The sequence below is a fragment of the Corynebacterium sp. HMSC077G07 genome (genome assembly GCF_001809225.1).
Lineage (GTDB): Bacteria > Actinomycetota > Actinomycetes > Mycobacteriales > Mycobacteriaceae > Corynebacterium > Corynebacterium jeikeium_D.
Genome location: NZ_KV796519.1, coordinates 1 through 17440, shown reverse-complemented (window position 1 = coordinate 17440; position 17440 = coordinate 1). Strand labels below are relative to the sequence as shown.

At 59.6% G+C, this 17440-nt stretch carries 17 protein-coding genes and 1 tRNA gene; 8 read left to right on the top strand and 10 right to left on the bottom strand.

What is annotated here, in order from left to right:
* Positions 1-77, top strand: a tRNA-Leu gene (locus tag HMPREF2562_RS00840).
* 62 nt (positions 78-139) lie between these two features.
* On the opposite strand, the gene HMPREF2562_RS00835 is transcribed toward HMPREF2562_RS00840, so the two are convergent.
* Together HMPREF2562_RS00835 and HMPREF2562_RS00830 are read right to left on the bottom strand one after the other, a co-directional pair.
* On the bottom strand, positions 140-1723 hold the full coding sequence (locus HMPREF2562_RS00835) for a succinic semialdehyde dehydrogenase (RefSeq protein ID WP_070549392.1): 1584 nt from the start codon (positions 1721-1723) through the stop codon (positions 140-142).
* Positions 1724-1794: 71 nt separating this feature from the next.
* The gene (locus HMPREF2562_RS00830) at positions 1795-2127 is read right to left on the bottom strand and encodes a hypothetical protein (protein ID WP_048733964.1); all 333 of its coding nucleotides are present in this window, start codon (positions 2125-2127) and stop codon (positions 1795-1797) included.
* A gap of 235 nt (positions 2128-2362) precedes the next feature.
* Between HMPREF2562_RS00830 and HMPREF2562_RS00825 the strand changes: the two genes are divergently transcribed.
* The gene (locus HMPREF2562_RS00825) at positions 2363-3190 is read left to right on the top strand and encodes a Bax inhibitor-1/YccA family protein (protein WP_048733966.1); all 828 of its coding nucleotides are present in this window, start codon (positions 2363-2365) and stop codon (positions 3188-3190) included.
* A gap of 249 nt (positions 3191-3439) precedes the next feature.
* Here the strand turns inward: HMPREF2562_RS00825 and greA are convergent, their stop codons facing one another.
* Entirely contained in the window at positions 3440-3952 is a 513-nt protein-coding gene (gene greA, locus HMPREF2562_RS00820) for a transcription elongation factor GreA (RefSeq protein ID WP_048733968.1), read from the bottom strand.
* Between the two features lie 174 nt (positions 3953-4126).
* Positions 4127-4594: a DUF4307 domain-containing protein gene (locus HMPREF2562_RS00815; RefSeq protein WP_070429188.1), complete on the bottom strand. Its 468-nt coding sequence runs from the start codon at positions 4592-4594 to the stop codon at positions 4127-4129.
* A gap of 261 nt (positions 4595-4855) precedes the next feature.
* Between HMPREF2562_RS00815 and mca the strand changes: the two genes are divergently transcribed.
* The 4 genes from mca to HMPREF2562_RS00795 all read left to right on the top strand — a co-directional run bounded on the left by mca (position 4856) and on the right by HMPREF2562_RS00795 (position 8252).
* Positions 4856-5710: a mycothiol conjugate amidase Mca gene (gene mca, locus HMPREF2562_RS00810; RefSeq protein ID WP_070546065.1), complete on the top strand. Its 855-nt coding sequence runs from the start codon at positions 4856-4858 to the stop codon at positions 5708-5710.
* Between the two features lie 27 nt (positions 5711-5737).
* Positions 5738-6022, top strand: coding sequence for a hypothetical protein (locus HMPREF2562_RS00805; protein ID WP_016423190.1), 285 nt, complete (start codon positions 5738-5740; stop codon positions 6020-6022).
* Between the two features lie 314 nt (positions 6023-6336).
* Positions 6337-7428 (top strand): 3-deoxy-7-phosphoheptulonate synthase, encoded by a 1092-nt coding sequence (locus HMPREF2562_RS00800; RefSeq protein WP_049172260.1) that lies wholly within the window; start codon positions 6337-6339, stop codon positions 7426-7428.
* 38 nt (positions 7429-7466) lie between these two features.
* On the top strand, positions 7467-8252 hold the full coding sequence (locus tag HMPREF2562_RS00795) for an isoprenyl transferase (protein WP_038626180.1): 786 nt from the start codon (positions 7467-7469) through the stop codon (positions 8250-8252).
* A 30-nt stretch (positions 8253-8282) separates the two neighbouring features.
* Here HMPREF2562_RS00795 and coaA read toward each other — a convergent pair whose 3' ends face one another.
* The gene (gene coaA / locus HMPREF2562_RS00790) at positions 8283-9218 is read right to left on the bottom strand and encodes a type I pantothenate kinase (RefSeq protein ID WP_038626177.1); all 936 of its coding nucleotides are present in this window, start codon (positions 9216-9218) and stop codon (positions 8283-8285) included.
* 150 nt (positions 9219-9368) lie between these two features.
* Here coaA and glyA point away from each other — a divergent pair, with 150 nt between their 5' ends.
* Positions 9369-10670 carry a serine hydroxymethyltransferase gene (gene glyA, locus HMPREF2562_RS00785; RefSeq protein ID WP_070546069.1) on the top strand — a complete coding sequence of 434 codons (1302 nt, stop codon included), beginning with the start codon at positions 9369-9371 and terminating at the stop codon, positions 10668-10670.
* Positions 10671-10741: 71 nt separating this feature from the next.
* On the opposite strand, the gene HMPREF2562_RS00780 is transcribed toward glyA, so the two are convergent.
* Positions 10742-11959 (bottom strand): HNH endonuclease signature motif containing protein, encoded by a 1218-nt coding sequence (locus HMPREF2562_RS00780; protein ID WP_246819311.1) that lies wholly within the window; start codon positions 11957-11959, stop codon positions 10742-10744.
* A gap of 158 nt (positions 11960-12117) precedes the next feature.
* On the bottom strand, positions 12118-12645 hold the full coding sequence (locus HMPREF2562_RS00775) for a GNAT family N-acetyltransferase (protein WP_070549390.1): 528 nt from the start codon (positions 12643-12645) through the stop codon (positions 12118-12120).
* 80 nt (positions 12646-12725) lie between these two features.
* Here HMPREF2562_RS00775 and HMPREF2562_RS00770 point away from each other — a divergent pair, with 80 nt between their 5' ends.
* The gene (locus HMPREF2562_RS00770; protein ID WP_070549388.1) at positions 12726-13484 is read left to right on the top strand and encodes an enoyl-CoA hydratase-related protein; all 759 of its coding nucleotides are present in this window, start codon (positions 12726-12728) and stop codon (positions 13482-13484) included.
* A gap of 42 nt (positions 13485-13526) precedes the next feature.
* Here HMPREF2562_RS00770 and metS read toward each other — a convergent pair whose 3' ends face one another.
* From metS to HMPREF2562_RS00755, 3 genes are all read right to left on the bottom strand, one after another.
* Positions 13527-13694, bottom strand: coding sequence for a methionine/alanine import NSS transporter subunit MetS (gene metS, locus HMPREF2562_RS00765; protein WP_048733989.1), 168 nt, complete (start codon positions 13692-13694; stop codon positions 13527-13529).
* Between the two features lie 5 nt (positions 13695-13699).
* Complete coding sequence (locus HMPREF2562_RS00760; protein WP_070549386.1) at positions 13700-15310, bottom strand: sodium-dependent transporter; 1611 nt, start codon at positions 15308-15310, stop codon at positions 13700-13702.
* Between the two features lie 295 nt (positions 15311-15605).
* The gene (locus HMPREF2562_RS00755; RefSeq protein WP_005510658.1) at positions 15606-16778 is read right to left on the bottom strand and encodes an acyl-CoA dehydrogenase family protein; all 1173 of its coding nucleotides are present in this window, start codon (positions 16776-16778) and stop codon (positions 15606-15608) included.
* Positions 16779-17440: the final 662 nt, after the last annotated feature.

Below are 17440 nucleotides of genomic sequence, written 5' to 3'. Positions count from 1 at the left end.
GCCCCTATAGCCCAATTGGCAGAGGCAGAGGACTTAAAATCCTTTCAGTGTGGGTTCGAGTCCCACTGGGGGCACCAAAAGGCCAGGTCAGAGAGTTTTCTGACCTGGCCTTTTGCTATTTGTGCGCGCTACATGCGGATTACGGCAGGACGTTGAACTTCTTGCCGAGGACAAGTGCCGTGTTGAACACCTTCGAGTACAGCTCACGCGGCATCTGCGGCATCGACACCGGGGAAAGACGCTGCACGGTCACTGTCTGCTCATCGGTGTACTTCAGCAGGCCGCCCGCTGCTTGACGACGGCCCACACCCGAATCCTTGAAACCACCCATCGGGGCATCGACAGACGCGAAGGCCGCAGCAAAACCATCGTTGACATTGACGGTACCGGCCTCAAGCTGTGGAGCCAGCTCCTTTGCGCGACGCGGGGAGGTCCACAGCGAAGCGTTGAGGCCATAACGGGAATCGTTGGACTTGGCGATAGCCTCGTGGACATCCGAGACGCGCTGGAGGACTACCACCGGTCCGAATACCTCTTCGGTCAGCAGGGCGACGCCCTCCGGGACGTCGGTAAGCACGGTCGGCTCGTAGAACAGCGGTCCCAGATCCGGGCGAGGACGACCACCGGTCAGCACGGTGGCGCCGGCCTCGATGGCCTCGTCGACCATGGACTTGACGATGTCGAACTGGCCCTGCGACTGCAGACAGCCCATCTCGGTTTCCCACTCGTAGCCAGCGCCGATGGACATTGCCTTCACGCGGTCGGTGAATGCCGGGACGAACTCGTCCCAGACGGAGTCCACGACATAAATTCGCTCAATGGATACACACAGGTGACCGGAGTTGGTGAAGCAGCCAATGCGTGCGCCCTCGACCGCGCGGTTGATGTTGGCATCTTCAGCGACAATCAGCGGGTTCTTGCCGCCGAGCTCCGCGGAGAAACTGATCAGGCGTTCGCCGCACTGCTGTGCCAGCGAGCGGCCGGTCTCGGAGGAGCCGGTGAACATCAGGAAGTCACACTGGCCGACAATGCCCTGGCCGACAACGCGACCGGGTCCTGGAATGACCTGGAAGAGATCCTCCGGAAGGCCAGCGAGGTAGAGCAAATCGACAGCGAAGAGAGCGGTAAACGGAGTGGTGCTGTCCGGCTTGAGCACGATGGCGTTACCGGCCATCAGTGCAGCCAGCGCATCGGAAACCGCGAGGGTCAGCGGGTAGTTCCACGGAGCAATAACACCGACGACGCCCTTTGGGTGGTGGTAGACGGTGGTCTTGGAAAGTACCGGGACCGCGCCGTGCGCTCGCTTCGGCTCAAGCAGTTTCGGGCCCTGATTGCCGTAGTAGCGGGCGGTGATAGCGGTGTGTACGAGCTCCTCGTGGGCACTGGCGCGGTTTTTACCGGTCTCGGCCTGCAGCAGGTCCAGCACCTGGTCGCAGTGGGTAAAGAGCAGGTCGTGGAAGTGGTGCAGCACTTCGCCGCGCTTTTCCGGCGCCATGCGGGCCCACTTCTTCTGCGCGGCACGGGCACGCTTGAAGGCCTCGTCGACATCGGCCTGGGTACCGACAGGAATCTGCGCCAGCTCCTGGCCGGTAAATGGTGCCGAGATAGTGGCGGTCTTCGACTTATCAGCTACCGTGACGCGCTGAAGAAGGCGGGCAACGAGCTCGTCGTTAAGCGGATTGCGGATGGTAGTTCGGTTTGTCGTAGCAGTAGATGCTGTCATGGCACAGATACTACTGTTGCGCGGCGCCCCGAGATAGTAAATTTGGCAAAACTACAAAAACTTAGAAAACTTTAGTAAGTAGTCCAGCCCATCCGACGGTTGCGGTCCGGGTCGCGCGGGCCATCGTTGCCGAACTCGAACGGTTCGTGGCCGTCGACATCGCCGTAGCGCATCTCCGGGTCATCATCCAGATCGTCGTCGACGTCGATGTCCGGCTTTTCCTCGGCCAACCGCTTGCCGAGAGTGTCATGCGGAGAAGCGCCCCGCCAGCGGTCCGGCGGATCCATTACATAATTCTCGCCATCACCGGTGAGGAAGTCGCCATCGAGTCCCTCTGAGCCATCGAGCGTGGTCTCGTCGAAATCACCAGTGGTATCCGGATCGTAGTCAAGGCCATCAGACATCTTGACCAACCTCCTGTTTCATAATCACTCATGTGGTGCCCACGCCTGGCGACTGTGAGTTTTTCCGCGATTACAAAATCACCGCCAGCAGGCGAGGAATTACCTTGATACTAACTGTTTTTCAGGGTTGGGAACAATACCTTTACATCGCCCGTTGTAGAAAGTGTAGGCAAACGTAAGCGCGTGTGCCTGAATACAAAACGTAAGAAAAACTGAGAAAAGAAAGAAGGACGACGTGCGCGAAAGCAGCAATCCTGCATTCAGTTCACTTACTAAGACCGTCGCCCGCGGACAGGCGGGCGCACATCACTACGGCCAAGGTCAGATGGGCGCTGGCTACGGGGATAACCCGTACCAGTCGCAGGTTGCCGCCGACTACCGTCCGATGACGGTCGACGATGTCGTTTCCAAGACCGGCATCACGCTGGCAACCATCATCGTTTTGGCTGCGGTCAATTTCTTCATTGCCGTCAGTGTCTCCACCAGCCTGGCCATGATTCTGACCATTGTCGGCGCCATCGGTGGTCTGATTACTGTTTTGGTTTCCACCTTCGGCAAGAAGTACGGCTCCGCGCCGGTTACCCTCACCTACGCGGCCTTCGAGGGCCTCTTCGTCGGTGGCATCAGCTTCATGTTCACTGCTCCAATTCAGGGCGTTGCCGCTGGTGCGCTGATTATGCAGGCCGTGCTGGCTACCCTGGGTGTCTTCATCGGTATGCTCTTCGTCTACAAGTCGGGCGCTATCCGCGTGACCCCGAAGTTCACCCGTTTTATGAGTGCGGCTCTGATTGGTGTCCTGGTCCTCATGCTGGGCAACCTGGTGCTCTCCCTGTTCGGCCTGGGCTTCCCGCTGCGTGACGGCGGCATGCTGTCGATCATCTTCTCTCTGGTCTGCATCGGCCTGGCAGCCTTCAGCTTCCTGATTGACTTCGATCAGGCTGATCGCCTGGTTCGCGCTGGCGCTCCGGCTCAGTACGCCTGGGGTGTCGCCCTCGGTCTGGCTGTGACCCTGGTCTGGCTCTACACCGAGATTCTGCGTCTGCTGTCCTACTTCAGGGACTAAACGCTAGAAAACTAACTAACGCACAAGCGCCGGGTAGCCCGTTATTACGGGTTGGCCGGCGCTTTGTTGTTGGCAGTCGACGTATTGACCGATAGGGCTGTGCAGTGTGACGTCGTAAAGCGCGATATCGAAGCGGGAGAGGGCACAAAAAATGGACCGATAGGCCATATGGGCTTCTATCGGTCCAAGAATCGGGCACTGTGGCCCGAAGTTGCCGCCTGGGTTGAGGCGGTCTAACGCCGGGAGCGCTTAGGCGTCCATCTCCGGGTCGTACGGCTCAGCCTTGACCACAGTGACAGACACTTCGTCGCCGCTCGGGGAAGCGTAAGTGCGGGTCTCGCCCTCCTTAGCGCCGACCAGAGCCTTGCCCAGCGGGGAATCGGTGGAGTAGGTCTCCAGGTTCGGGTTGGAGGAGTCAGCGCCACGGGTACCGATGAGGAAGGTCTCGGTGTCGTCTTCGTCGCCGTCGTAGTAGACGTGGACCACGGTGCCGACCAGAGCCACACCGGACTCCTGTGGAATCTCGCCGACGGTGGCGCGCTGCAGCAGGTCTTCGAGGTAGCGGATGCGTGCCTCTTCCTGTCCCTGCTGCTCGCGGGCGGCATCGTAGCCGGCGTTTTCCTTCAAGTCGCCCTCTTCGCGACGCTCGTTAATCTCGGCGGCGATGACCGGGCGGTTTTCATATAGCGCCTCAAGCTCGGCCTTGAGCTTGTCGTAGGACTCCTGGGTGAGCCATGGGCTATTGTTCTTTGCCTCAGTCATGGTTCCTCCTGTGTTTTTGGCTATTTAATACAAAAGCGGCCCCGCGTGGGGCCGTCGGCTGCGTCACAGGATAGCACTGTCACGCCACATGGCAATAACAGGCGCGTCGGAGTGTTGTTGCGCACGCTTTACGACGTGCCCCCGCAGCGCATGATCCTCAGTCGCGAAGGGAGATTACTTCGCAGGTGCGAGGAACTTCGGAATGTCGGTGGAGCAGCCATAGACATCGCCTGCGACGGCCAGCTCGCGGGTGGCAATGGGGACGTCCATCCGCACGGTAGCGGGGCCGCCGCCCGGGATGAATACGTCGCGACGCCCGACCTCTGCCACGTCATAGTTCAGCGCATAGATAATGCAGTAGCTATCCAGCTCCGGCTTTTCGCGGGTGACGTCCAGCGTGAAGATGAACTGCTCATCTTCCTTGCCTGGAGTGCGGCTCCAGCCCGCTTGCGTTGCAGAGACATCCGGGGCGGAGACGCGGTTCATCTGAACGAAGATGTATGCGCCGGCGATGACGAGCATGCCAACAATAGCGATGACAACCAATTTTGCGGGGAGAGTGCGACTGTTGTCCCCATAGCGCTCGCGCTGCTCGTTAGGCGCTGCGGTATTTCGGGTGTTTCGCTCCGAACTTTCAGCCATGCTTTTTAGCCTATCGGAGTTCTCAGTCGACGTGGTAAAATGTTGACAGTTAAACAATCTTTCTGGTGTGGCGCGGTGTCCTGCTGCTATGTCGTTCCGCCGAGTAGCGATGCTGCGTGGTCATATGATGGTGCAGCGCTATAGTGGGGCGGTATTGAAACGGTGCTGGAGTAGCATCGTTGCGGTCGAAGGGCTCCGGCCTTGGCCAGAAAACATGGACTGAGATAGTAGCGGGAGTGACTTCAATTGACACTTCGTCTGATGGCAATTCACGCTCATCCTGATGACGAATCGAGCAAGGGCGCCGCAACGATGGCCCGATATGCGGCGGAAGGGCATCGCGTCAAAGTGGTGACCTGCACCGGCGGTGAGGCCGGTAGCATTCTCAACCCTGCGATGGATCGGCCGGAGGTGCGGGAGAATATCGCCGCAGTGCGCGTTCACGAAATGGCTGCAGCCGCTGAGACTCTCGGCGTTGAACATGAGTGGCTCGGCTTTACCGACTCCGGTCTGCCTGCGGGCAACCCGGTGCCGGTGCTGTCGCACGGTGTGTTTGCTCGCCAATCGGTCGAGGATGCGACCAAGCCTCTCATTCGGGCAATCCGCGAGTTTCGTCCGCACGTCGTCATTACTTACGACGAAAACGGTGGCTACCCGCACCCGGACCACATCATGACCCATATCGTGTCCATGCGCGCTTGGCTGGAGTCTGGAACGGATAAGTACCCCGAGCTCGGTGAACCATGGGAAATTTCCAAGCTCTACTACACTCACGGTTTCATCAAGGCGCGTCTCATCGCGCTGGACAACTACTACCGCGACAACGGTTTGGAAAGCCCGCTGGCCGAGTCCTTCCGCCGTTGGACTAAGACTCCCGGCGACATCATGACCCGCGTGACCACGCAGGTTGAGTGCGGCGATTACTTCCAGCAGCGGGATCAGGCGCTGCTGGCGCACGCTACGCAGATCGATCCGAACGGGCCATTCTTCGCCGTGCCGGTAGACATTCAGCAGCGCGTTTGGCCGACCGAAGAGTTTGAGCTTGCCCGCACTCGAGTGCAGACCGAGCTGCCAGAGACCGATCTCTTCGCCGGTATCGACCCCGACGCGGAATAGTCCGGAATTAACGCTAAGCTGGAACTCATGATTGAAAGCTTCGATGCCTTGGCGGCTCGCACGACAATTTTCCTGGCGCAGAACCCCACTGGTCCGCGGGGTGCTGACTTCGGAAAGGCCTCTCCTGTTGGCCTGCTCATCATTGTCGTTTTGCTCATCGTCATCCTGGCTCTCGGCTGGGATCTCTCGCGGCGCGCGAAGCGCATGGCCGCTCGCCGGAAGTTCGCCGAGGCGCACGACATGGATCCCTTCGATTCCGAGGCTGTGGATAAGGCGATGGCTGCAGCAGAGCAGCGTCGTGAAGCGGAGTAGTCAGCGTCAAGGTGTGTGCGCGTCGCTTGACGACGGGCAGTTGCGCGCACCCCTGATTGTTTCCCGTGTGGCGGGATTTGGAGTTCGAATTGCGGGATTCTAGGCAGTGTGCTACAGTCAAGCACATGCGTATGTGGCGATTTTATTTTTCGAAGGCTCCGGAGGCAGTGACGACATAGTCACAGCCGGCGGCTAATCGTCACGTCGCCACCAACCGGAGCCAAAGGCAGCAGCCCCAACCAATCGGGGCGCTGCCTTTTGTCGTATCTACAGCCAAAATGCGCAACTAATCACCCAGAGAAAAGAGACCTCAGATGACCCCTCCAACTTCCCTCGAAGCCCCCGCCTCGACCGCGAACCGCCGCGTCGTAGCCTTCCACGACCTGCCCTCCCCAGAAGAGGTCATGGCCAAACAGCCACTGACCCCAAACCTGGTTAACGAGGTAGAGCAGTCGCGACTCGACGTCGCCCGCGTCATCGCCCGTGAAGACGATCGTCTGCTGGTCGTTGTCGGCCCGTGCTCCATTCACGACCCCGAGGCCGCCATCGACTACGCCCGCCGCCTGAAGGCCACCGCCGATGAGCTCGACGAGGACCTGCTGGTCGTCATGCGCGTCTACTTCGAAAAGCCGCGCACCACCGTCGGCTGGAAGGGACTCATCAACGACCCCGACCTGGATAGCTCCTTCAAAATCAACAAGGGCCTGCACATGGCCCGCGAGGTACTCATCGAGGTCCTGCGCACCGGCCTGCCCGCCGGCGCCGAATTCCTCGAGCCCAACAGCCCGCAGTACATTTCCGACGCCGTCTCCTGGGGTGCAATTGGTGCGCGCACCACGGAGTCGCAGGTCCATCGTCAGCTCGCTTCCGGACTTTCCGTGCCCATCGGCTTCAAGAACGGCACCGACGGCAACGTCCAGGTCGCCGTGGACTCGCTGGTCTCCGCAGCAAACCCGCACTTCTTCTTCGGCATGAACGACCAAGGCCGCGCCGCCGTTGTCGAAACCGCCGGCAACCACAACTGCCACATCATCCTCCGCGGTGGCACCTCCGGCCCGAACTGGGACGAAGAATCGCTTAACGACGCCGAAGCGCGCCTGAACAAGGCCGAGCAAACCGTCAGCATCATGGTGGATGCCTCCCACGCCAATTCCGGAAAATCCGAGGTGCGCCAGGCCGAGGTCGTTGAGGAGCTCGGCAAGCTCATCGGGGGCGGCGACGAGCGCATCACCGGCATCATGATGGAGTCCTTCCTCGAAGCCGGCGCGCAAAAAATTACCGATGGTCGTAAGGGCCTCGTATACGGCAAGTCCGTCACCGATGCGTGCATGGATTGGGAAACCACCGACCGGCTGCTGCGTACGCTTGCGGCAGAAGTCCGGAAGCGTCGGCAGGCACGCGACTAAGCACAAAGTGGCCGTGCCCATTGGGTAGGGTTACATATGTGAAAGAAAACCAGCCGTCCTCACTCCGGCGGATCGCCTATCCGCTCTACGAGCGCAAACTAGCCCAAGAGCTAGAAGGAAAACCTCGCCCCAAGCACGTTGCCATCATGGCCGATGGCAACCGCCGCTGGGCGAGGGAGGCTGGATTCACCGACGTCAGCCACGGCCACCGCGTCGGCTCCCGCAAAATCGCAGAATTCGTCGGCTGGTGCGCCGAGCAGGAAATCGAGCTGGTCACCATCTACCTGCTCTCCACCGAAAACCTCGGGCGCGACCCCGAAGAGCTGGAGTTACTGTTCGACATCATCGCCGACGTCGTCGACGAATTGGCGCAATCGCCTAACGACGTGCGCCTGCGCATGGTCGGCCACCTCGAGCTCCTTCCGGAAAGAATGACCGCCCGGCTACGCCACGACGAAGAAGTCACTGCGAACAACACCGGCATCCAGGTCAACATCGCCGTTGGCTACGGTGGTCGGCAGGAAATCGTCGACGCAGTACGCAGAATCATCCGGGAATCAGTCGCCGAAGGAATTGATGCTTCCGAGCTCGAGGAGAGCATCACCACCGACGCCATTTCTCGCCGCCTCTATACATCCGGACAACCGGACCCCGATCTAGTCATCCGCACTTCCGGAGAACAGCGGCTCAGCGGCTTCCTTCTCTGGCAAACCGCCTACTCCGAGATTTGGTTCACCGATACCTACTGGCCCGAATTCCGCCGCATCGACTTCCTCCGCGCACTTCGAGACTTTTCGCAGCGCTCACGCCGCTTCGGCAAATAACCTCCCTACATCCGGAAAAATTTCCGGATGTTAGAGTTTGCGCATCCGGACCCTCGAAACCTTGTGGTCCCGAGACTTCGTAAGAACTAATGACGCCCGCACTCGAGTGGGCAAAATATTTTCCGTCAGGTTCGGCAAGTTCACCTGCTGCCAAATGCGTCGGGCCACCTCGGCCGCAGCTTCGTCGTCAAGCGTGGCGTAATCCGCGAAGTGCGCGCCCGGAGCGCGAAACGCCGTCTGGCGGAGACTGAGGAAACGATTAATGTACCAGCGTTCGATGTCCGCGCGCGGGGCATCGACGTAGACACTGAAATCGAAAAGATCGGAAATCATCAGCGTCGGGCCCGTCTGCAAAACGTTGAGCCCCTCGAGAATGAGAATGTCCGGACGATCGACATCGACGAACTCATCCGGCACCCGGTCATAGAGCGTGTGCGAATACACCGGCGCCTTCACATGCCGCGCCCCCGACTTCACCGCCGTGACAAACCGCATCAACGCACGCTGATCATACGACTCCGGATACCCCTTGCGCTGCATAATCCCACGGCGATTCAATTCCTCAGAAGGATAGAGGAAGCCATCAGTAGTAACCAAGTCCACCCGCGGATTAGTCTCCCAGCGCTCGAGCAGGACCTGCAGCAAACGCGCCGTCGTTGACTTGCCGACCGCCACCGAACCCGCGACGCCGATAATAAACGGCACCGACGCCCCCTTCGAAGGATTTTCCCCAAGAAAGTTCGACGTTACGGCGTTCAGCTCCCGATGCGCCGCCACACGCATGTGAATCAGACGAGAAAGCGGAAGATAGACCTCGGCGACTTCGTCCAGGTCGATGTTTTCACCGATACCGGAAAGTCGTTCAGCTTCCTCTTCCGTCAGCACCAGAGGCATATTCTTGCGCATTTCGCGCCACTGCTCGCGTTTGAACTCGACGTACGGGCTGGGGGATGTTGCGCGCGTCATACTTCCAATTGTGCCAAGGGGGTGCCGAAAACCGGAAAACGAGTCAATAAAGGGGGCATACCTGAATGGTGCTGCTTTCGTGGTTTGCCCCATAAAGGGCTAGCATGGCCTGTGGCATTGAAGTTTCATTGAAAGGTCGAAAACCTACTCATGACCGGGTCTAACAATAACGATGTCCGCTACCAATCGCTGCGTGAACTCGATCCCGACCTCGCAGAGGCAATGGCAGGGGAGCTCTCTCGTCAGCGTGACATGCTCGAAATGATTGCTAGTGAGAACTTTGTTCCACGTGCAGTGCTGCAAGCTCAGGGCTCGGTTCTGACCAACAAGTACGCCGAAGGCTACCCGGGCCGTCGTTACTACGGCGGCTGCGAATACGTCGACGTCGTCGAGGACATGGCACGCAACCGCGCCAAGGAGCTCTTCGGCGCTGAGTTCGCCAACGTTCAGCCACACGCAGGTGCGCAGGCAAACGCTGCCGTTCTGCATGCGCTGATCAACGCCGGTGACAAGATTATGGGCCTCGACCTGGCACACGGCGGTCACCTGACCCACGGCATGAAGCTTAACTTCTCCGGCAAGCTCTACCACGTCGCCGCATACGGTGTGGACAAGGACACCATGCGGATCGATATGGACAAGGTGCGTGAGCAGGCGCTCGCAGAAAAGCCGGATGTTCTCATCGCAGGTTGGTCGGCGTACCCGCGTCACCTCGACTTCGAAGCTTTCCGTTCCATCGCCGATGAGGTCGGTGCGAAGCTGTGGACGGACATGGCGCACTTCGCAGGCCTGGTTGCCGCCGGTCTGCACCCGTCGCCGGTTCCGCATTCTGACGTTGTGTCGACTACCGTTCACAAGACCCTCGGTGGTCCTCGTTCGGGCATGATTTTGGCTAAGCAGGAGTACGCCAAGAAGCTGAACTCGGCTGTTTTCCCGGGGCAGCAGGGTGGTCCGCTGATGCACGCCATCGCCGGCAAGGCCGTGGCGCTGAAGATTGCTGGTACCGAGGAGTTCAAGGAGCGCCAGGAGCGCACTCTGGCTGGTGCCCGCATTCTGGCTGAGCGTCTCACCGCTGCCGACTGCGCCGAGGCTGGCGTCGATGTTCTCACTGGCGGCACCGATGTCCACCTGGTTCTGGCGGATCTGCGCAATTCTGAGATGAACGGCCAGGAGGCCGAGGATCTGCTCCACGCTGTTGGCATTACCGTCAACCGCAATGCTGTTCCGTTTGACCCGCGTCCTCCGATGGTTACATCCGGACTTCGTATCGGTACTCCGGCGCTGGCCACCCGTGGTCTCGACGAGAAGGCCTTCACCGAGGTCGCCGATGTCATCGGTACTGCTCTCGCCGCCGGCAAGAATGCGGATGTTGACTCCCTGCGTGCTCGTGTTTCGAAGATTGCTCAGGAATTCCCGCTTTACGACGGCATCGAGGACTGGAACCTCATCTAATTCTGCGTTTTTGCAGCGCAAGTACCCGTTCTAGCAGTGCGCTAGGACGGGTTTTCCCGTACATCCGGGTTTTAGTCCGGAGGTGGTGGCTCCGGCCCGAGCTGTTTCGTCGTGCCTGCCCGGTATCCGGCGTAGGACCTCCCGGACATTGATGTCACAAATGAGTTGCTAAACAGCGGCGGCCGAGTTTTATCCGGCGGGCGCCATCGAATATGTCCGGATGTGGGGATGCGTTCGAGGTGGCCGTTGCGTCCTTCCCGGTCGTCGTCGTTAAGCCCGTTGTGTTCGCGGCAGACCATGGTGAGGTTGTCCAGCGTGGTTGTGCCGCCGTGTTTGTGGGCGACTAGGTGGTGCGCTTGTCCGCTATAGGCGGGGCGTTCACAGCCGGGCCAGGCGCAGATGGGGTTGTCGATGAGCATCGCGATGCGCTGCTCTTCAGTCGCCAGGCGGGGGTTGCCGATGGGAAATAAGTCCGTAATGGCGCTGTGCTCGTCGTAAAGCACGGCCCACCCGGTGTCGGCGAGTAGGGCGTTAAGGAAGACGTCGGGGGCGAGCGCGGAGCCGTTGGTGGTGGCGGCGAATCGCGGGCTGTAGTCGATGAGGTCTTGTGCGGTGATGATGATGGCGGGTTGGTAGCGCATTTCATCGAGCTTGTCGACGGGCGTTGCGGCATCGGCATGCTCGAGGCGCTCGGCAAGCGCTTGGCCGACGCAGCGGTCGTGGGAAAACCCCGGATGGGACTTCCGGATTTCTGCGGCACGGATGGTAAGCGGCGACAGGAGATTGTCGAGCATATCCGAGGGGCCGGAGATATGGAAGTGCTTCATTCCCCGGATGTCTACCTTCCGGGACAATCGGGCGCGTAGGTGCTGGGGTGGCTCGTCTTCGGTGTTGAGCTCGGTGAGAGTTTCCCGCATGTAGAGATCGAGTTCTTCGAAGCCGAGGCGTTCGGCGGCAGCGACGAATGTGAGGCGGAGGTTGTCGTGGAGTTCGGCGTTGTTGGCTTGGCGGCTGCGCTTGTCGATAAGCACGCAGGTGTCCAGGCTGAGGCCGAGCTGGCGCGCAAGGGCGGTGGCGTCTTCGCGGGCTTTGGTGTTTTCCTCGGTGTCAGCGGGTTGGAGATAGTGGGCGGCGACGCGTAGCAAAAGCCGGAGGCGCGCCGGGTCAAGGCCGAGGGTTGCCGCCAAGTGGGAGGTGGCGTCGTGGCCGTCGGGACGCGCGGCGTGGAGTTCCGCTAGCGTGTCCATTCCGCGCGAGGCCAGTGCGGCGAGCGTCCCAAGAACTGTCATGCCTTTGAAGGTAAAAGTCCGGATGTAGGGGGACAACGCCTACGAGGGCAGGCTGTGGATAAGTCAGCCGGTTTAGCAGTTATCCACATCCGGACTTTTCACCGCGCAAACGCACCGCAGCTGCACCGCCGTACCGCCGCACCACGCGCTGCCGTCTGTTACGCCCCGAAGTCAGCGAGCGGCTGTCCGGTGAGGCGGAAGGTGTCCCATTCGTCCATGGGGAAGGCGCCGAGGGAGCGGTAGAAATCGATGGAGGGTTGATTCCACTTCAGGACGCACCACTCGACACGTGAGTAGCCTCGCTCCACGGCAATTCGCGCGAGGTTCTGCAGCAGTGCTTTGCCCTTGCCCGTGCCGCGTGCCTCGGGGCGGACGTAGAGGTCTTCGAGGTAGATGCCGTGGGTGCCTTCCCAGGTGGAGTAGTTGAGGAACCACAGGGCAATGCCGTCGAGGCGCGGGCTGCCTCCAACACCGCCATCACCGCCACCGGCGCCGTCGTCCAAATTTCCGGATGTGGAGTCGACGACGTGGCAGAAAATCGCAGGGTTGTCCCCGAAGAGCTGTTCGCGCAGGCGCTCGGGGGTCAGTCGGACGGCATCGGGTTCTTTTTCGTAGGCCGCCAGGTCTTTGATGAGGTCGACGATCTCGTGGACGTCGTCAGGCGTGGCGGGGCGTGGAAGTGTCATGTGTCCCTTGTTACTCGCGGCGAGTGATTTGGTGCAAAAGTGCGTCCGAGGCGGGGGAGATTGCGATAACCTGCGAGGTTATGAGCAACGTTACTCAAGACTTTTCCGACGGCATTCTAGCCAACACCATCGACCGCCCGGATGCCTATAACTCCCTGGATAAGAATCTCCGCTTGGAGCTGAAAGCCGCTTTTGAGCGTGCGCAGGAGCCGGATGTGCGCGCTGTTATCCTGCTCGGCGGGCCGAAGGCGTTTTGTACGGGCCAGGATTTGAAGGAGCACATTTCTGACCTGCAGTCCGGCGCCGGCATGGGCAAGGTTGTCGAGGAGTACAACCCGATGGTCGCGGAGCTGACCGCGATTAACGTTCCGGTTATTGCAGCTATCGAAGGTGCTGCGGCGGGTGCCGGCTGGTCGTTGGCGCTGCACTGTGATTTCCGTATCGCGGGCCCGAAGGCGTCGTTCAAGGCGGCGTTCCCGTCGATTGGCCTGGCCACGGACTGTGGCATGTCGGCGCTGCTGCCGCGCATGGTCAGTGACGCGAAGGCGCGTGAGCTGTTGTTCTTCGATAAGAAGGTGCTTGCCGACGAAGCCCTGAGCCTCGGCCTGGTCACTGAAGTGGTGGATAATCCAGCGACTCGGGCACGTGAGTTGGCTGCCCAGTTTGCGGCGGGGCCGACGGCCGCGCTGAAGGAGATTAAGGCTCTGCTGCGCCGGGATACCTTGTCTGCCGCTGCGGCGGAGGCGGACGCGCAGGCTCGTTTGGCGGTCTCGGCCGACCATAAGGAAGCGGTGGCCGCGTTCTTGGAGAAGCGACCACCGCATTTCGTAGGTGAGTAAGGCAGATACCTGGAGTGGCAGGGGAGAGGTAGTAGTGAAGAACTACTGCTCTTCCTGTGCTCCTAGTACTTCACTGGTGAGTTCTGGGTGATCTCCCAGCTCACCGGAAACCTCGTCAGGGTGCTTGGATAGGCTGACCAGCGAGACCGCCAGACCGCCCCAGATGACGATGATGAACAGTGCCATCATGACAATTGCGATACCGGACATTTGGCTTAAACCTCCTCGGTTTCCGGAGTGTGCTTGCGTGGCAGGTGTGAGGACCGCTTGAAATCTGGCGTCACACCGAAGTCCGAGCCCGGAGGGCCATCGAGACGGTGTTGGCCGCGCCAAGGCAGGATGGCCATAATCAGAGCGCCGATGAGAATCACGCCGATGACACCCCAGCCAAAGATGTCGATTTGGGTGTCGGAGTAGCCTTCGTAGTTTTCCTGGAAAAGTCCAATGAGCTCCTGGAACAGGATGACGGCGAGAATGACCGGCGTGATGTTTCCGACGAAGATCTGCCACATGGTGCCGACCTTGAACGAAGAGACGGCGTTGAGGTGCATGGCGAACTCGTTGGTGCGGCGCAGGATCCAGTCGATTGCGATGATGGTCATCAGTGCAACCAGGACGATACCGACGTTGTTGGTGAACTTATCGACGATGTCGAGGGTTACCAGACCTGAGGTGGTCGGGAAGGCCAGCAGCGAGATGACGGCCATGGCGCCACCGACGGTGAGGGTGGCCTGGACGCGGCCGAGGTTCAGCTTGTCCTTGACTGCGGAGACGACGACCTCGAGCAGCGACATCAGGGAGGTCACACCGGCGATTGCCAGGGAGAGGAAGAACAACAGGCCGAAGACGGAGCCGATGAGCTTTGGCATCTCAGAGATGACCGTCGGGAAGGCGATGAAGGCAAGACCAATACCGGAGGTTGCGACCTCGTCAACGGCCTGACCCGACTGCGCTGCCATGAAGCCCAGGGTGGCGAAGACGCCGATACCGGCGAGAACCTCGAAGGAGGAGTTTGCGAACGCGGTGACCAGGCCGGAACCGGTGAGGTTCGTGTGTGGCTTCAGGTAGGAGGCGTAGGTCAGCATAATGCCGAAGGCCACGGACAGGGAGAAGAAGATTTGGCCGTAGGCGGCAATCCATACGCTGGAGTCAGTGAGTGCGGACCAGTCTGGGGTGAAGAATGCGTCCAGGCCCTTTGCGGCGCCGTCGAGCGTCAGGGAGTAGATGACCACTGCGACGAAGAGGATGGTCAACAGTGGGATGAAGATAATCGAGACCTTACCGATGCCCTTGTCCACACCAGCGGCCAGAATGCCGATGACGAGTACCCAGACAATGAGCAGGACGATGGAAATCGAGGGGACGAAGTCCAGAGAGAAGACGCTCTCGGTGTCTACTTGGAGGAAGTCCTTCATGAAGTGGGTCTCGGCATCTGGGCCCCAGCTCTTGCGGATGGACTTCCAGGCGTAGATGAAGGACCACGCGATAATAACGGCGTAGTAGACGGTAATGAAGAAGGCGATACCGACCTGGATCCAGCCGATTGGCTCAGCCCAGGGCTTGATGCGACGCATCGACTTCGGTGCGGACCCTCGGAAGCGGTGGCCGATGGCGAAGTCGAGGAAGAGCAGTGGGATACCCGCGGTCAGAAGTGCGACCAGGTAGGGGATAAGGAAAGCGCCACCGCCGGAGTCATACGCGACATAGGGGAAACGCCAGATGTTTCCAAGCCCGACTGCCGAGCCGATAGCGGCGAAAATGAAGGCTGCTCGGGTGGAAAACACCTCCCTTCGCTGAGGGGTAGCGGTCGAGTTGGTTGTGCTCATACCTCTGGAACTCCAATCCTTCATCTCCGGTCACGCGCTCGCGCGGCCTAGGAGGGAATTTGGTGAAGTGCATCACCATTACCTAACAGAATCTTAGTATATGAGATGGGCATCTCATTGTATAGTTTCGGTTTTGTAGGGGGTAATGTTTTTGGTGAGGGGTATGGCACAGGGGAAGGGAGCTCTAATCCAGCCTCGTAAATAATCGCCAGCCACCTACTTTGAGGTATGCAAAAACCCCGCCAGGAAGACCTGACGGGGTTTGGGGCGAATCGGCTAGACCGACGTGCGCTGTTTACTCTGCGCCGCCCTTGGCGATACGACGGAAGATGATCTCCTTCATGATCTCGTTGGTGCCACCGTAAATGGTCTGGACCTTGGAGTCGAGGTAGTGAGTGGAGATTGGGTACTCGAGCATGAAGCCGTAGCCGCCGAACATCTGCAGGCAGCGGGTAACGATGTCCTGCTGCTCCTCGGTGGTCCAGTACTTGGCCATGGAAGCACCGGTCTCGTCCAGCTGGCCAGCGTTGTGGGCCATAACGGCCTGGTCAACGAAAGCCTGCAGGGCGGTGACGCGGGTGGCGATGTCAGCCAGGTAGTGGCCGTGGACCTGGTGCTGGATAATCGGGCGACCGAATGCCTCGCGCTCCTGAGCGTACTTGTAAGCCAGGGTCCAGGCGCGGCGGGAAGTTGCGACAGAGCCGCAAGCCAGGGTCAGGCGCTCGTGAGCGAGGTTGGTGCGCAGGTAGCCGAAGGCAGCGCCCTCTTCGCCGAGCAGGTTCTCGGCCGGAACGCGGACGTTGTCGAAGTTGAGCTCAGCGGTGTCCTGAGCCTTCAGGCCGACCTTCTGCAGCGGGCCAGCCTTGGTGAAGCCCTCGAGATCAGCGTCGACGATGAACATGGAGACGCCAGCGCGGCCCTTGGATGGGTCGGTGATAGCTGCGACGAGAGCGAAGTCGGCCATCATGCCGTTGGAGATGAAGATCTTGGTGCCGTTGAGGACGTAGTGGTCGCCGTCCTTCTTGGCGAAGGTGCGCATACCTGCCAGGTCAGAACCGGCGCCCGGCTCGGTCATAGCGAGGCAGCCGATGGTGTCGCCGGCGTTCATGGAAGCCAGGTACTTCTGCTTCTGCTCTTCGTTACCGAACTTGGCCAGGTACGGAGCGACCAGGTCGTTGAGAACGCCGAAGGAAACGACGATGGAGCCACAGTCAGCGTTGGAGAGCTCCTCGTTCAGGACCTGGTTGTAGCGGAAGTCCATCTCTCCGCCGCCGCCGTATGCCTCCGGAGTGGACATACCAATCAGGCCCAGCTCGCCGGCCTTCTTGAAAATCTCGCGGTCCGGCTGACCTTCCTTGTGCCAGCGCTCTACGTTCGGGGTGATTTCCTTCTCGACGAAGCCGCGAACCATGTCGCGGAACATGTTGTGCTCTTCTTCGAAGTGAGTACGGGGCAGAAAGTCCTTCATGACATGCTCCTAGAAGTATTGTCGTGGAATTTTTGTCTTAAGGCCTTTTCGTACGTCGCAGATAAACGCTGCAGATAAACGCGATGGCCTCGGTTCATCGTCATAGTGACTATGACTGTTGTACCCCATTATGCATGAGTGTGATGAGAGACACTTGTTTTTTTAAAAGTTTTTTCCCGATTGATGACGTGAAATCGCTTGACGACGGATATTGTGCCCAACCTTCCCGGAAAACTACCCCCGTTGCGGTTGGAGGTTGCTATTGAATCCAGACTATCCTCGACAGTCGGCAATGTTAGGTAATGCTAACCTACAAAGCCAGGTGAATGGCTATTTTTGTCATATCTGACAGGCGGGACCCTGGGGCTTTGGGGTCGATAGGGTAGGCGTTTTGGATGGTCATCATGGGGGTGATTAACGAAACATTCTCGTTTTCTTATTCCCATTAGTGCTGGTGGTAGTTAGTATGAGCATCAGGTGGAGACCGGTTCCCTTGATTATCCGAGCTTCTTCCACTGCAGTCATAGCAACCTCCAATTGCACTCGAAAAAATGACGCGACCTGTGCGCCGTCCCCGTGGAATGGACAGCGAGCAGGTCGCGTTATTTTTATTTTTTATTGCTGCGATTAGGGGTTAAGTAAAGAAAAGTGTGTCTTTTCCG